Raw genomic sequence first — 15104 nt, 5'->3', positions numbered from 1 at the left:
GGGGCGCTATTTGACCGCGCCGGCGGTGAGTCCGGTGACGAGGTAGCGCTGGAGGAGGAGGAACCCGGCGACCACGGGGACGCTGACGACGAGCGAGGCGGCCATGATCTGGTTCCAGTAGACGTCGTTGAGGGTGGAGTAGCCCTGCAAGCCCACGGCGAGGGTGCGGGTGGTGTCGTTGGTCATGACGGAGGCGAACAGCACCTCGCCCCACGCGGTCATGAAGGCGTAGACGGCGACGGCGACGATGCCCGGTGTCGCGGCCGGCACGACGACGCGCAGCAGTGCGCGCAGTGGTCCGCAGCCGTCGACGAGGGCTGCCTCGTCCAGGTCGCGCGGCACCGAGTCGAAGTAGCCGATGAGCATCCAGATGGAGAAGGGCAGGGTGAAGGTGAGGTAGGTGAGGATGAGGCCGCCCCGGGAGCCGAACAGGGCGATGCCGGTGGCGTTGCCGATGTTGACGTAGAGGAGGAAGAGCGGGAGGAGGAAGAGGATGCCCGGGAACATCTGGGTGGACAGGACGGTGACGGTGAAGACACGTCTGCCGCGGAAGGAGTAACGGCTGACCGCGTAGGCGGCGAAGACCGCGATCACCACCGAGCCGGCGGTCGCTGCACCGGCCACGATCAGCGAGTTCAGGAAGTACTTCGCGAGCGGGATCGTGGACCAGATGTCGACGTACGGGCGGAGGGTGAGTCCGCTGGGCAGCCAGCGGAACTTCCCCGAGACGTCCTGCAGCGGCTTGAGCGAGCTGGACACCATGACGTAGACGGGCACCAGGACGAATCCGCCGAGCAGGGTGAGGAAGATCCGCCGGGTCCACAGGAAGGAGCGCGGCGGGGCCATCGGCGAGCGGGCCGGCCGGGGCGCCCGGACGGTGTCAGACATCGGCCGTCTTCCTTCCTCGGGAGGTCAGCAGCAGGTAGACGCCCGTCACCACCAGCAGGAACAGCAGGAGCAGGACGGACATGGCCGATCCGGTGCCGAAGTTCCAGGTGACGAAGGACGACTGGTAGATGTGGACCGAGACGAGGTCGGCGGCCTCGGGCGCCGACTTGCCGAACAGCACGTACGGTGTGTTGAAGTCGTTGAACGTCCACAGGAACAGCACCAGGACCAGCACCTGGTTGACCGGTCGCAGGGACGGCAGGGTGATGCGGCGGATCTGCTGCCACAGTCCGGCGCCGTCCAGGGCGGCCGCCTCGTACAGCTCCTTGGGGATGTTCTGCAGCCCGGCCATGACGATGAGGAAGGCGAACGGCCATCCCTTCCACACCGAGACGGTCAGCAGGGCGTAGAAGCTGTTGTCGCCGATGAGCCAGAAGGACGGCTTGCCGGTGAGGTGGAGCTGGTCGTGCAGGAGGTGGTTCACCAGGCCGTTGTCGTGCTGGAACATGAAGGCCCAGGTGATGACGGCGGCGTAGACGGGCAGCGCGTAGGGGATGAGGAAGACGGTGCGCAGCAGGCCGCGCCCGCGGAAGGCGTCCTGCATGAGGACGGCGGCCGCGGTGCCGATCGCCCAGCACAGGGCGACGGAGAGGAGGGTGAAGCCGACGGTGACGAGGAAGGAGTGCAGCAGTGCTTCGCCGACCGGGCCGTCGACGTCCACCGACAGCTTGTAGTTGCCGAGGCCGGACCAGGGCGCGGTGCCCCAGTCGCGGATGTAGAACTGGGTGAGTTCCTTGAAGCTCATCACGGCGCCGATGACCATCGGCACGAGGTGGACGAGGAGTTCGAGGATCAGCGCGGGCAGCAGGAGCAGGTAGGGCAGGGCGATGCGCTTGATCCGCCCGGTGCGGCGCGGGCGGCGGGCCGCACCGGGGGGAGCCTCGTGCACCGGCCGTGCGCCCGTCTCGGGGACCGTGGTCGTCATGAGGGTGTCCGTGCTCACTTCGCCGGCATCTGCTGCTGGGCCTTCTGGAGTCTGGCCTTCACCGACTCGGTGGTCACCGGGCGGCCGCCGGCCGCGTCCGCGAACAGTTCCTTGACGGCCGTTCCGACGGCCGTCTCGAACTGGGACTCGTCGGCCACCTGGGGCAGCGCGGCGGCGCTCGTGGCGAGGGTGCGGCGGAGCACCGCGGTGCCCTGGGAGTTGAACGCCGGGTCAGCCTGCGCGGACTTCACCGGCGGGATGGACCCGTAGGCCGTGTTGAGGATCTTCTGCTCCTCGTCGCTCGTCATGAACTTCACGAACCGAGTGGCGCCGTCGAGGTTGTGGGTGTTCTTGAAGACAGCCAGGTTGATGCCGGCCACCATCGAGTTGACCTGGGTTCCGGTGCCCGGAGCACCCGACTGCACGGGTGCGGGGGCGACAGCCCACTGGGAGTCCTTCATGCCCAGCGACTTGAAGGTGGCGGAGGCCGTCTGCCACAGCACCATCGCCGTCCTGCCCTTGGCGAAGTCGCTCAGCGACTGGTTCTGCGCGTACTCGGCGTTGCCGGCGGGGATGACCTTGTCCTTCGCCATCAGGTCGACGTACTGCTTGACGGCCGCGACCGCTGCGTCGCCGGTGAAGTCGGGCTTGCCGTCGGCGGTGAAGAAGTCGGCGCCGTGCTGCTTGGCGAGCACGAAGACCTGGTGGATGTTCTCCGAGAGGTTGGACCCCTCGGCCCCGAGGACCTGCTTGCCCTGGGCCTGGATCTTCTTCCCGTCGGCGGTCAGTTCGGCCCAGGTGGCCGGCGGCTCGGTGATCCCGGCGTCCGCGAAGATCTTCTTGTTGTAGTAGAGGGCGTAGGACATCGAGTACAGCGGTACGGCCGCCGGGTCCTTGCCCGGGACCCCGGTCGAGCCGAGGGCGGAGTCCACGAAGCGGTCCTTGCCGCCGATCCGGGCGAAGTTCGCCGCGTCCCACGGCAGCAGCGCGCCGGTCGCCTGGAGGGAGGCGCTCCAGGTGTTGCCGATGTTGAGGACGTCGGGCCCCTGCCCGGAGGTGGCCGCGGTCAGGATCCGGTTCAGCAGATCCGACCAGGGCACGACCTCCAGCTTCACCTTGATGCCCGTGCGCTTCTCGAACTTGTCGAGTTCGGGCTGCAGGACCTTCTTGTCCACGGAGATGCCGGCACCCTGGTTGGAGGCCCAGTAGGTGAGCGTCTTGGGCGAGTCGCCGGACCCGCCGCCGGTGGACGAACCGCCTCCGCAGGCCGTGGCCGCGAGGGTGAGAGACAGGGTGACGGCGCCTACGGCCGCGGCTCGCATGTTGCGCATGGCTCCTGGTGTCCCTTTCCGGGAGTTGACAGCCGTGGACCACCTCGAGAACGCGGGGAGCGTTCGGCTTCTGAAGGGGCGGACGGCTTAATTTAGAATGTGAGTTAAGCCTCGCAAGAAGAAGGCGTCAAGAGGTTCGACCAGGGACCTTGCGCGACCGGCCGGCGATGCCGGGGACCAGGCGGCGGGGCACGGCGACCGCATGGTCCATGACCTGCGGAGAAAGAGCGCGAGGGCGTTTGGCAACAGTTGGGTTTCGACGCGTCGGGGGCCGCGCCGGGACGGCGGGCCGGTGCTCGTCGGCCCGGCCCGTGAACCGATACCGAGGATGCCCGCGCGACGTCGTGCGCTCCCGGCTCGGCAGCGGTGAACACCCCGACGGGCGTGGCGAGGCCAATGCGCTCGACGCGGCACGGCACCGGCCGGGACACTGGGCGTATGACCCTCCTTGTGCACACCTTCGTGTACGACGCCGACGGCGGCCACCACTTCCTGGACGACCCCGAGCACGGAGACACCCTGGCGGGTTTCGAGAGCACCCGCACCCGGCTGTGGGGGTCCGAGGCGTTCCGGAGCCTGGGATCCCGGTTCTTCCCCCGGCTCGACGGCGACGATCTCTGTGTGGAGCGGGAGGAGATCGACGACTTTCTGGCGGAGTGCGAGGCGATCCGTCCGCACCTCGGTCACCTCGCCGTACAGACGGGTTACGACACCGGCTACGTCACCAAGCGGTTCGACAACATCGTCGCCGCGGCGTTGCGCGCCAGGGCCGAAGGCGGCGGGATCCTCGTCTGGTAGCCCCGGACCGGACGATCCGCGATCTCCGTCGACGGTTCAGCTCATGCCGGGGAGGGGCGAGGTCACGTGGTGTCCCGCACGACCAGTTCGGGTGCGAAGACCACGGACGTGGGTTCGGTCCGCTCCTTGCGGATGTGTGCGTCCAGGAGCCGGGCCATCTCCGCCGCCATCTGCTCGACCGGCTGGCGGACGGTGGTCAGGGGCGGCACGCAGGACAGGGCGATCCCGGAGTCGTCGAAACCGATCACCGCGACGTCGTCGGGCACCCGTCTGCCGCGCTCGCGGAGCACCTGGCACACGCCCTGGGCCATCAGGTCGTTGGCCGCGAACACCCCGTCGACCTCCGGGTGTCCGTCGAGCAGCCGCTGCGCGGCCGAGATCCCGCTTTCGAGGGTGAAGCCGCCTTCGGCGACGGGCACGTGCGGATGTCCGTGCGCGGCCATCGTGTCCCGGAAGCCGGCGAGCCGTTCCTGGCCGGCGGACACGGCGAGCGGTCCGGCCACGGTGGCCGGCCGGCGGCAGCCGGTCGCCAGGAGGTGCTCCGCCGCGAGGCGGCCGCCGTGCCGGTGGTCCAGATCCACGTAGCTCAGCGGGAGCAGGCGTGCCGGGCGGGCGAACAGCACGGCGGGCAGCCCTGCCCCGGCCAGGAGCGCGGGCAGCGGGTCGTCGGCGTGGGTGGAGACGACGAGCGCGCCGTCGGCGCGGCCCTGGCGCAGACAGGTGAGCACCTCGCGCCGGTCCTCGGCGGACTCGGCGAACATGAGGACGGGGTGCATGGAGCGAGGACGCAGGAAGCCGACGACGCCGGCGACCACCCGTCCGAAGAACGGGTCCGCGAAGACCCGGGAGGCGAAGGCGTCCTGGCCGTCCTCGGCAGGGGCGCCCGCTCCGGAGACGACGAGCGCGATGGTCTCGGCGCGCCGGGTCACCAGTGCGCGGGCGGCCCGGTTGGGGGCGTAGCCGGTCCGCTCGATGGCCCGGTTCACCAGTTCCTGGATCGCGGGGTCCACATTGCGGACGCCGTTGACGACCCGGGAGACGGTCGCCCGGGAGACACCTGCCTCTCGGGCGACATCCTCCAAGGTCGGGGCCTGATCGCTCATGCCCGCACCCTAACCGCCCACCGGAAACACCGTACAGAAGCGCTCTGGCGCCTCCTGCCGGTCTCGGTTCTCATTGTCCCGGCCGGCGTCCCACGGGTGCCGGCCACCGGGTGCCGTCCGCAGGGTGGGCCGCGCCCCGCAGGCCCGGGTCAGCGGCGGCTGGAGACCCCGTAGTACTGGAGGTCCTGCACGGTGACCGTGCGCCGTGCCGGGTAGCGGGTGGTGACCTCGGTGACGGTGGTGTCCCCACGGCGGACCACGGCCTTGGTGAGGCCGGGGCTCAGCTCCAGGTATCGGGCGTGTACGCCGACGGGCGCACGGTAGGTGTGGGGCACGGTGCCGACCTGCGCGAGGACCGTGGCGGGCGCGGTCAGGAAGGTGAGCACCTCCACCTGGTCGCGCGGGACCGCGGTTCCGGGGCGGGGGCGCATCAGCCGGGGCTGGAGCGGGGCGTTGCGGGTGTCCGTGAACTGGACGCGCGAGGTGACGTACACCGTGTCGCGGACGATGCGCGGCCAGGCCCCGGTCTTGAAGCGCGTGAGGTAGTAGGAGGAGATGTCCAGGTAGGTGTGGCCGTTGTGCAGCGAGGGGGCGAACTGGCTGCCCTCCGAGTAGTCGTTCCAGGTGGTGAGCTGCACCCAGTCCGCACCGTCGCCGATCGCGTGGTTCCAGGTCGACCGGAGGGTGGCGGTGTTGCCCGCCTCGTCGTAGACGCCCTGGTTGGGCCGGGCGTCCTGCACGGACACGGCCTGCATCCACTTCTTGCCCAGGGCGTGGGCGAGCCGGACGTCCCCGGGGACGTCCCCCTGGCGGGTGTAGCTGCGGTTGCCCCAGGAGGAGAAGGCGTAGCTGATCGGGGCGAACCGTTCGGCGTTGGCGCGGAAGTCCAGGAAGACCGGGACGAGGGCGGTGCGGATGCCGTGGTCGCGCAGCCGCGCGGTGACCTGGCTCCACCAGGCGGGGTCCTGCGCCTCGGCCTTGAAGGGGGAGACCACCAGACGTCCGTCGGCCAGCCGGTGGGCGGCCGGGGACGCGGCGAGCCGGGCCAGCGCGTCGGCCAGGGTCCGGGGGTCGGTGTGCAGGGAGGTCATGTCCGGCATCAGCGCGATCCGGAAACCGGGGTCGACGCGGTGCGCCGCGCGCAGCAGCAGGTCGACGCGCTGCCGGTTGGGGCCGGTCAGGGAGAGCAGGTCGACGGTGAAGCCGTCGAGGCCGGCGTCCCGTGCGGTCCTCACCTCCTTCTCCAGGTCGGCGAGCTGCCAGTCGCCCGGGGACCGCGGGACGGGCAGGGGCCGGTCGCGCAGCAGTCCGCCGTAGGCCGCGTGCCTGCCCTGTTCGCCCTGGGGCGTGAGGTAGTTGCGGGCGTAGTAGTCGTGCGCGGCGGGCTGGTTGTCCAGGGAGAGCGGGTACGGCGGGAAGTAGTGCGCGAAGACCAGGTGCGGGCCGGCGCGCAGCACCCGGGCGGCCGGCAGGTCGAAGGGGAGTGCCGTGGTGTCCGCGCGGTCGGCGCGGGGCGCGGGGCCGCTCCGGTCCAGGGCCAGGCCGGTGCCGGCGATCACGCCGAGGAGCAGCAGGCCGGCCAGGACGGCGAACAGGGTGCGCCGCCTGCGGCGCGTGGGCCTGCGGTGCGGGTGCGCGGGACGAGCGGGGTGGTCCGTCATGGGTTTCCTCCGCGGACGCCGGTGGGCAGCCGCTGCGAACTCTAGTGCAGGCGCGGTCCGTTGTCCGGCGAACGGGCCCGGAGGGGACGTGCGGCCCGGTCGCGGCGGTCCCGTCAGGGTGTCGTACCGCCCAGCACGTCGGCGTCGTGCGACTGGAGGTAGAGGTCGAGGGCGTCGTCCCGCATGGCCTGCCACAGTTCGGTGCCCGCGCGGGGGTCCAGGAGGACCACGGACTGGCCGGAGATCATGCCGGTGCCCTTGGCGGGAGCGTTCATGAACACCATGTCCCCGGGGCGGACCTTCTTGTTGTCCCACAGCAGGGCGCGCAGGTCGCCGTCGCTGAGCCGGTCGTCGACGCTGACGGCGGCGGTGAGGTCGTCCAGCACCCCGGCCCCCTTGAGGGGGTTGGAGAAGGTCGAGGGGCGCATGACCTTGGCCATGAGCGTCCGCAGGAAGTACTGCTGCCGGTGGGTGCGGTCGAAGTCGCCGCGCGGGAGGTGGTGGCGTTCCCGGACGTAGACCAGGGCCTGGGTGCCGTTCATGTGGCGGCGGGCGCCGTCCACGACGAGGTCCACCCCGCCGACGGAGTCGGTGAGTTTCTTGAAGCCGTCCCAGTCGATGACGGCGAGGTGGTCGACGCGCACCTTGGTCAGCCGCTGCACCGTGTCGATGAGCAGCGGCGGTCCGCCCCAGGAGAAGGCGGCGTTGAGTTTGGCCCGGCCGTGCCCGGGGATGTCCACCCAGGCGTCCCGGGGCAGGGAGACGACGTACGCGCCCGAGTGGTCGGCCGGGAGGTGGACCAGCATCATGGTGTCGCTGCGCTGGGCACCGTACTTCCATTCGGGGGCCTTGGCGTCCCGCCCGGTGGTCGGCAGGTCGGAGCGGCTGTCGACGCCGACGAGGAGGAAGGTCTGTCCCCCGGCGGAGGGGGCCGGCTGCGCCGCCGCGGGGACGTCCGTCGGGAAGGCGCCGGACACCCGGTCGACCTTCCCGGTGTAGTGGTCGACGGCCCACCAGACGACACCGCCCGCCATGAGCAGGCCGACGGTGAACAGGGCGAGCGCCGCGAGGAGTACGCGGCGTGTCCGGCTCCTGCGGCGCCCGGGCCGCGCCCGTGCGGGGCGGGGCGCGTCGTCGTCCGGCCGCGTGGGGCCGGCCGGGGCTTCCCGGGGGCCGGCCCCCTGCTGGGGGACGCCTGCCGGCGAACCGGCTCCACCCGCTCTTTCGTCCGCTTCCGCCATGACGTCCCGGCCCGCCGGTCCGCCACCGGCCGTGCTGTCGTCCCCCACCGCGCACCCCCACGATCGTTCCGGCGCGGCCCCTTCCACGCCGGGGCGCTCACTGTAGCCAGCGTGTTCGACGTCCGTGCCGTTTTCCGCAGGACCGTGGCGGGAGGCGGTCAACCGGCGTGCTCCGCAGTGGATTTCGCCCGGCGCGGCACTTCTCGGTGACGTTCACGTAAACCCTCCCGTCGTGCACAAGTTTGCCGTACTGTTCACCATCGCGCCGCATGTTCGACGGATGAACGTTCGCGACATCCGGCGCGTCATGCCGCAGAACGTGCCTGGGGGGGGTACATGTGGGATGTTCAGGCCGCTGATTCCGACAGATCACGCACGGCGCGCTCGCGGGGGCGCGCCGCCTCGTTGTGGATGGGGCGCAAGTCCCGCTGGTACCTTCCCGCTTCACTGATCACCGATCTCGCCGGCGCCGGGGTGCCGGTGACGCTGATGCTCTCGGCCGCACGGCAGCCGTGGGCGCTACCGGGCGGGATCGTCGCGGGGCTGGCCTGGGCGGGCGTGCAGTTGTGCCGTTCGCGGTACGCGGGCCGGGCCATCGGCGAGAGCCGGGGCACGCTGCCGGTGCTCCACGACTGGTTCATCCTGCTGGGCGTGCTCGCGGTGGCGCACGCCGCGGCGGGGGTCCGGCTGGCCGCGCTGCTGTGCCTGGTGGCGCTGCTGCCCTGCCTGGTGCTGACCCTGGTGTGCCGCAAGGCGGTGCACCGCCATCTGTCGGCGGTGCGCCGCAGGGCCCAGGCGGTGATCAAGGTCCTGGTGGTGGGCGAGCCCGCCGCGGTGGACGCGGTCACCGAGCACCTCGCCGCCCGCACCGACCACCCGTACGTGGCGGTGGGGGCCGTTCCGGTGGGCAGTGGTCCGGTCGCCTCGGGGATCCGGATCGGGGAACGTCTTCCCGGCGCCGCGCCCGAGGCTCCCGCCGCGGACGCCGATCTCGTCGTCGGGGAGGTGCACCGGCTCGGCGCTGATCTCGCGCTGGTCGTGCCGGGGCCCGGGCTCGCCGGGGAGCGGCTGCGCCGTCTGTCCTGGGGGCTGCACGACGCGGGCCTGGAGCTGTTCGTGGCGCCCGGCCTGGTGGAGGTGTCCGTCAAGCGGCTGGAGACCGGGTCCGCAGGGGGCATGTCGCTGCTGCGGGTGGCCCCGCCGGTACGGGAGGGGATACAGCCCCTGCTCAAGGGGGCCCTGGACCGCAGCACGGCGCTGCTCGGCCTGCTGGTGCTGGCGCCGGTGCTGCTGGTCGTCGCGGCCGCGGTGAAGGTCTCCTCGACGGGACCGGTGCTCTACCGCCACGAGCGGATAGGCCGGGCCGGGCAGCCCTTCGTGATGTGGAAGTTCCGCACCATGCGGGTGGGGGCCGACCGGCAGAAGGCCGCCCTGACCCAGGAGAACGAGCACGACGGTCCGATGTTCAAGATGCGCCGCGACCCGCGCGTCACCCGGGTCGGCCACTGGCTGCGGCGCACGTCGCTGGACGAACTGCCCCAGCTGGTCAACGTCCTCAAGGGTGACATGTCCCTGGTGGGTCCGCGGCCGCCGCTCGCCGAGGAGGTGGCGCACTACACGCCCGTGGAGTGGCGGCGGCTGTCCGTACGGCCGGGGATGACCGGACTGTGGCAGATCAGCGGCCGCTCCGACCTGTCCTGGGACGAGACGGTCCGGCTCGACCTCGCGTACGTCGACAACTGGTCGTTCACCAGTGACGTGGACGTCATGGCCCGCACGTTCCGCGCCGTCCTCGACGGCCGCGGGGCGTACTGAGGGGCCCGCCGGTGTCTGCCGGGTGCCCCGGCGTGCGCTGGGCACCGCCGGGGTCCGCGCTCGGGCCGGTGCCGGGCGCCTCAGCCGTCGAGGCCGTCGCGCCAGTGGGCGTAGGTGGCGGCGATGCCGTCGCGCAGGGGGATCGCCGGCTTCCAGCCGAGCCCGGCGAGCCGGGAGATGTCGAGCAGCTTGCGCGGGGTCCCGTCGGGCCGGGTCGTGTCCCAGACGATCCGGCCGGTGAACCCGGTGACCTCGGCGACCGTCGCCGCCAGTTCGCGGATGGTGAGGTCGGTGCCGCAGCCGACGTTGACCGGGTCGTCGCCGTCGTAGGAGCGCAGCAGCACGGCGCAGGCGGCGGCGAGGTCGTCCACGTGCAGGAACTCCCGGCGCGGAGTGCCGCTGCCCCACAGGACCACATCCTCGCGTCCCTCGGCCGCCGCCTCGTGGAAGCGGCGGATCAGGGCGGGCAGGACGTGCGAGGTCTCCAGGTCGAAGTTGTCGCCGGGGCCGTAGAGGTTGGTCGGCATGGCGCTGATGTAGGAGGCGCCGTACTGGCGCCGGTAGGACTGCACCTGGACGATGCCCGCGATCTTCGCGAGGGCGTAGGCCTCGTTGGTGGGCTCCAGCGGCCCGGTCAGCAGGGCGTCCTCGGTGATCGGCTGGGGGGCGTGCTTGGGGTAGATGCACGACGACCCGAGGAAGAGCAGGCGGCGCACACCGGCGGCGTGGGCCCCGGCCACCACGCTGAGCTGGATGCGGAGGTTCTCCTCCAGGAACTGCACCGGCTGGGTGCTGTTGGCCATGATCCCGCCGACCTTGGCGGCGGCGAGCACCACCGCGTCGGGGCGCAGGGCGGCCAGTTCGGCCGCGGTGCGAGCGGCGTCACGCAGGTCCAGTTCGGCGCGGGTACGGGTGAGCACCTCGTGGCCGTCGGCGGTGAGCCTGCGGGCGACGGCGGAGCCCACCAGACCCCGGTGGCCGGCGACGAAGACACGGGCACGTTCGGGCAGCAGCGATGCGGTCATGGGCCGGATCATGCCAGGAGCCGTGTCACGGGAGAGCCCGCATCGTCAACTCTGCTGATTTTTCCTGTTGTTCATGACATGCGGCCCGCGTACGGCGGGCGCAGGGACCGGATCCGTCCGAGGGACGCGTCCGGCAGGGAGGGGAACACCGCATGAGCAAGACGGCGCTGATCACCGGCGTGACCGGGCAGGACGGCTCGTACCTGGCGGAGCTGCTGCTGTCGAAGGGGTACCGGGTGCACGGCCTGGTGCGGCGGTCGTCCAGCTTCAACACCGAGCGGATCGACCACATCTACCAGGGCCCCCAGGAGGCCGAACGGCGGTTCGTGCTGCACCACGCGGACCTCTCCGACGGGGTCGCCCTGGTGAACCTGCTGCGCGACATTCGGCCCGACGAGGTGTACAACCTGGGTGCCCAGTCCCATGTGCGGGTCTCCTTCGACGCGCCGCTCTACACCGGTGACGTGACCGGGCTGAGCACACTGAGGCTGCTGGAGGCCGTCCGGGCGAGCGGTGTCCAGACACGGATCTACCAGGCGTCGTCCTCGGAGATGTTCGGCTCCACACCGCCCCCGCAGAACGAGGAGACCCCCTTCCACCCGCGCAGCCCCTATGGCGCCGCGAAGGTCTTCGCGTACTGGGCCACCGTCAACTACCGCGAGGCGTACGGCATGTTCGCGGTCAACGGCATCCTCTTCAACCACGAGTCCCCGCGCCGCGGCGAGACCTTCGTGACCCGCAAGATCACCCGCGCCGTCGCCCGGATCAGGGCCGGCCTGCAGGACCGCCTCTACCTGGGCAACCTGGACGCGGTCCGCGACTGGGGGTACGCCCCCGAGTACGTCGAGGCGATGTGGCGGATGCTGCAGCACGACGTGCCGACGGACTACGTGGTCGCCACGGGAGTCCCGTCCACGGTGCGGCAGTTCGTGCAGACCGCGTTCGCGCACGCCGGCCTGGACTGGCAGGAGTACGTGCGCTACGACCCCAAGTACGAGCGGCCGAGCGAGGTCGACGCGCTGATCGGCGACGCCTCCAAGGCGCGCGAGACGCTGGGCTGGCGGCCCACCGTCCTGGTGGACGAACTCGCGCGGATCATGGTCGACTCCGATGTGCGGCAGGTGGAGGACCAGCTCGCGGGCATCGCCGTACGCATCGACCGCTGAACGCGGGGCGCGGGCGGGAGGGGGCCCGGTACGCCGCGGGCGCGTGTCGTGCGGCCCGTGGGGCGGCCGGGGCGCGTGGATCCTTCCTCTTTCCCACGGGATGAGCCAAAAGCGTTCCATGGCGTGTCATGTGCTCGTATGGTTCGCGAGCGAACAAGTTGATTCGGTCCCGTCCGGCCCGGGGAATCACCGGGCGGGTCCGAGGCAGAGGGCCCGTGAGCGGGCCCGGGAGCCGGGGGGTTCATGCAGAGATCCAGGCGGTTCAGCGCCGCCCTAGTTCTGTCCACCGCGGCGGGTCTGGGGGTGGTGGCCCTGCCACCGCAGCCGGCCGCCGCCGTGACGGCGCCCGTCGCCTTCACCGCCGACGACCTGCCGACCTGGCAGACCAACGGCATCGTGTGGGCGCTGGCCCAGGCGCACGGCACGGTCTTCGCGGGCGGCACCTTCTCGCAGGTGCGCCCGCCCGAGGGGGCGAGCGGCACCGCGCAGGACGCGGTGAACTTCGTCGCGCTGGACGCGGCGAGCGGCGCGCCCACGTCGTGCAGACTGTCCTTCACCGTCGGCAGCGGCACCGCGACCGTGCGGGCGCTGGCCGTCTCGCCCGACCAGAAGACGCTGTACGCGGGGGGTTACTTCGGCGCGGTCAACGGCACGCAGGTCTCCAGCCTGGCCGCCATCGACATCGCCACCTGCACACCCAGGGCGGACTTCCACCCGAGCGTCTCCGCCACCGTGCGGGCGCTCGCGGTCACCGACGACACCGTCTACCTGGGCGGTGACTTCTCCGCGGTCGGCGGCAGCGCGCACGCGCGGTACGCGGCGGTGGACGCCCACAGCGGCGCGGTCGAGCCGTTCCAGGCCGACGTCGACGAGCCCGGCCGGGCCGTCGCGGTCAGCCCCGACGGCAAGAACGTGATCCTCGGCGGTGACTTCTTCACCGTCAACGGCGCCAACTCGCACGCCCTGGCCGTCGTGGACGCGACCACGGGCGCCAACGTCCGCACCTACCAGGGGTTCATCGAGACGAACTCGGTGGTCAAGGCGCTCGACACCGACGCCACCGGCTTCTACACCGGCAACGAGGGCACCGGCGGCGGCGTCTTCGACGGCCGTATCGCGCTCGACCTGTCGACGCTGGACCAGCGCTGGCGCGACACCTGCCTGGGCGCCACCCAGGCCGTCAGGTCGTACCAGGACGTGCTCTACAGCGCCTCGCACGCCCATGACTGCTCCAGCGTCGGGGAGTTCCCCGACGGGCGCCGGCACCACCTGCTCGCGGAGCCGACGACCGGCACCAACAAGCTGGGCTGGTTCCCGGACACCAACGACGGGCTGGGCGAGGGCATCGGGCCGCGCGCCATGGTGGTCTCCGAGACCGCCGACAACAAGTACATGTGGGTGGGCGGCGAGTTCACCACCGTCAACGGTTCGGCGGCCCAGGGCCTGACACGCTTCGCGGCCTCCCCGGACACCGGTGCGCCCACGGTGCCGTCGGTCGGCGCCGACGCCGTCAAGCCGACCGAGACCCACGTCCGCTGGCGCGCCAGTCTCGACACGGACGACACGAAGCTGACGTACAAGGTCTACCGCAACGGCGGTTCCACGCCGGTCTACACCGTCGACGGCGACTCCGTGGAGTGGTCGCGCCCGCAGATGTCGTTCATCGACAAGAACGTCACCGCGGGGTCCACCTACAACTACCGGGTGACCGCGTCCGACGGGGCGGGCAACACCTCCGCGCTGTCCGCCGCGGCGACGGTGACGGTGCCGGTCTCCGCCCAGAAGTACGCGGCGAAGGTCCTCGACGACGGCGCCGGACTGTACTGGCGCTACGACGAGTCGGCCGCTCCCTACGTCAACGACACCTCGCCCGGCGACCAGAGCGGCATCCACGTCAACGCGCCCGCGCTGCGGCAGACGCCGGCCGCCGTGACCGGTCCGTCCACCGCCATCGGCTTCAACGGCCGCAACCAGTACGTCTACAGCGACAAGCGCACCACCGTGCCGAGCCAGTACTCGATCGAGACCTGGTTCAGGACGACCACCACCCGCGGCGGCAAGCTCGTCGGCTTCGGCAACAACACCACCCGGACCAGCAGCAGCTACGACAAGCACATCTACATGCGCAACGACGGCCGGCTGGTCTTCGGCGTGTACACGGGCAGCACCCGCACCGTCACCTCGCCCGGCAGCTACAACGACGGCTCCTGGCACCAGGTGGTCGCCACGCAGGGGCCCTCCGGGGTGGTGCTCTACGTCGACGGAGCCCGGGCCGGCACGCTCGCCGAGACCGGCAGCCAGAGCTACAGCGGCTACTGGCACGTCGGCGGTGACAACCTCAGCAACTGGCCGAACCAGCCCTTCAGCAACTACTTCGCCGGGCAGATCGACGAGACGGCGATCTACCCGTCGGTCCTGAGCGCGGACCAGGTCAAGAGCCACTACACCCTGGCCTCCGCCCCGGCCGACACCGTGCGGACCGTCCCCGCGACGGCCGACACGTACGTCAACGCCGGTGCCGCCGGCACCGCCTACGGCACCTCCACCTCGCTGGCGGTGCGCGGCAGCGCGGCCTACGAGACGTACCTGCGCTTCGACCTGCCGTCGGCACCGGCCGGGACGGTGCTCAAGAGCGCACGGCTGGCCGTGAAGACCACCACACTGAGCAGCGCGGGCAGCACGGACGACATCTCCGTGCTGCCGGTCACCGGGGACTGGACGGAGGCGGGGACGACCTTCGCGACCCGGCCCGCCGTGTCGCAGGCCGTGCTCGGCACCCTGAGCGGCGCCGGCGACGTCTCGACGCTGTACTCGGCGGCGCTCGACACCTCGGCGCTCTCCCCCGCCCTGGGCGGCACCTATGACATGGCGCTCACCAGCACCGGGACGGACGCGCTGTGGCTCTGGTCGAGGGAGGCGTCGGCCGCGGAGAACACCCCGCAGCTGGTGCTGACGTTCGGGGCGCCCTGATCCTCGCGGCGTCCCCCCCCGTGGGGGGGGGGGGGGGGCGGGGGCCCGCCCCCCCCCCCCCCCCCCCCCCGCCCCCCCCCCCCCCCCCCCCGCCGCGCCCCCCCCCCCCCCCGCCCGCCCG

11 protein-coding genes are annotated in these 15104 nt (G+C 71.6%); 4 read left to right on the top strand and 7 right to left on the bottom strand.

Translation table 11 applies throughout. The annotated features are described in order from the left end of the window. Nucleotides 1-6 precede the first annotated feature (6 nt). The 3 genes from ABZ719_RS23305 to ABZ719_RS23295 are packed head-to-tail and all read right to left on the bottom strand — an operon-like array spanning nucleotide 7 to nucleotide 3204. Nucleotides 7-888 (bottom strand): carbohydrate ABC transporter permease, encoded by an 882-nt coding sequence (locus ABZ719_RS23305; RefSeq protein ID WP_366727108.1) that lies wholly within the window; start codon nucleotides 886-888, stop codon nucleotides 7-9. Further along, nucleotides 881-1873, bottom strand: a complete 993-nt coding sequence (locus ABZ719_RS23300) for a sugar ABC transporter permease (RefSeq protein ID WP_366727107.1) — start codon at nucleotides 1871-1873, stop codon at nucleotides 881-883. The genes ABZ719_RS23305 and ABZ719_RS23300 overlap by 8 nt, the downstream gene beginning before the upstream one ends. Nucleotides 1874-1887: 14 nt before the next feature. Beyond that, nucleotides 1888-3204: an extracellular solute-binding protein gene (locus tag ABZ719_RS23295; RefSeq protein WP_366727106.1), complete on the bottom strand. Its 1317-nt coding sequence runs from the start codon at nucleotides 3202-3204 to the stop codon at nucleotides 1888-1890. Nucleotides 3205-3642: 438 nt separating this feature from the next. Between ABZ719_RS23295 and ABZ719_RS23290 the strand changes: the two genes are divergently transcribed. After that, nucleotides 3643-4002, top strand: coding sequence for a hypothetical protein (locus ABZ719_RS23290; protein ID WP_366727105.1), 360 nt, complete (start codon nucleotides 3643-3645; stop codon nucleotides 4000-4002). Between the two features lie 62 nt (nucleotides 4003-4064). On the opposite strand, the gene ABZ719_RS23285 is transcribed toward ABZ719_RS23290, so the two are convergent. From ABZ719_RS23285 to ABZ719_RS23275, 3 genes are all read right to left on the bottom strand, one after another. After that, a complete protein-coding gene (locus ABZ719_RS23285) occupies nucleotides 4065-5105 on the bottom strand; it encodes a LacI family DNA-binding transcriptional regulator (protein WP_366727104.1) in 1041 nt (346 codons plus the stop codon). Between the two features lie 149 nt (nucleotides 5106-5254). Further along, nucleotides 5255-6766, bottom strand: a complete 1512-nt coding sequence (locus ABZ719_RS23280) for a glycoside hydrolase family 71 protein (protein ID WP_366727103.1) — start codon at nucleotides 6764-6766, stop codon at nucleotides 5255-5257. Nucleotides 6767-6879: 113 nt separating this feature from the next. Then, nucleotides 6880-8055, bottom strand: coding sequence for an LCP family protein (locus ABZ719_RS23275; protein WP_366727102.1), 1176 nt, complete (start codon nucleotides 8053-8055; stop codon nucleotides 6880-6882). Nucleotides 8056-8418: 363 nt separating this feature from the next. Here ABZ719_RS23275 and ABZ719_RS23270 point away from each other — a divergent pair, with 363 nt between their 5' ends. Continuing rightward, a complete protein-coding gene (locus tag ABZ719_RS23270) occupies nucleotides 8419-9822 on the top strand; it encodes an exopolysaccharide biosynthesis polyprenyl glycosylphosphotransferase (RefSeq protein ID WP_366727101.1) in 1404 nt (467 codons plus the stop codon). Between the two features lie 80 nt (nucleotides 9823-9902). Here the strand turns inward: ABZ719_RS23270 and ABZ719_RS23265 are convergent, their stop codons facing one another. Further along, entirely contained in the window at nucleotides 9903-10847 is a 945-nt protein-coding gene (locus ABZ719_RS23265; RefSeq protein WP_366727100.1) for a GDP-L-fucose synthase, read from the bottom strand. Between the two features lie 152 nt (nucleotides 10848-10999). Here ABZ719_RS23265 and gmd point away from each other — a divergent pair, with 152 nt between their 5' ends. After that, a complete protein-coding gene (gene gmd, locus ABZ719_RS23260; RefSeq protein WP_366727099.1) occupies nucleotides 11000-12013 on the top strand; it encodes a GDP-mannose 4,6-dehydratase in 1014 nt (337 codons plus the stop codon). 243 nt (nucleotides 12014-12256) lie between these two features. Further along, a complete protein-coding gene (locus ABZ719_RS23255; protein ID WP_366727098.1) occupies nucleotides 12257-14983 on the top strand; it encodes a LamG-like jellyroll fold domain-containing protein in 2727 nt (908 codons plus the stop codon). The last annotated feature ends 121 nt before the right edge of the window (nucleotides 14984-15104 follow it).

Source organism: Streptomyces sp. NPDC006743, from assembly GCF_040703815.1.
Classification (GTDB): Bacteria; Actinomycetota; Actinomycetes; order Streptomycetales; family Streptomycetaceae; genus Streptomyces.
Note: the sequence above shows the minus strand (reverse complement) of the source record. Positions and strands in the feature narration are given on the sequence as shown.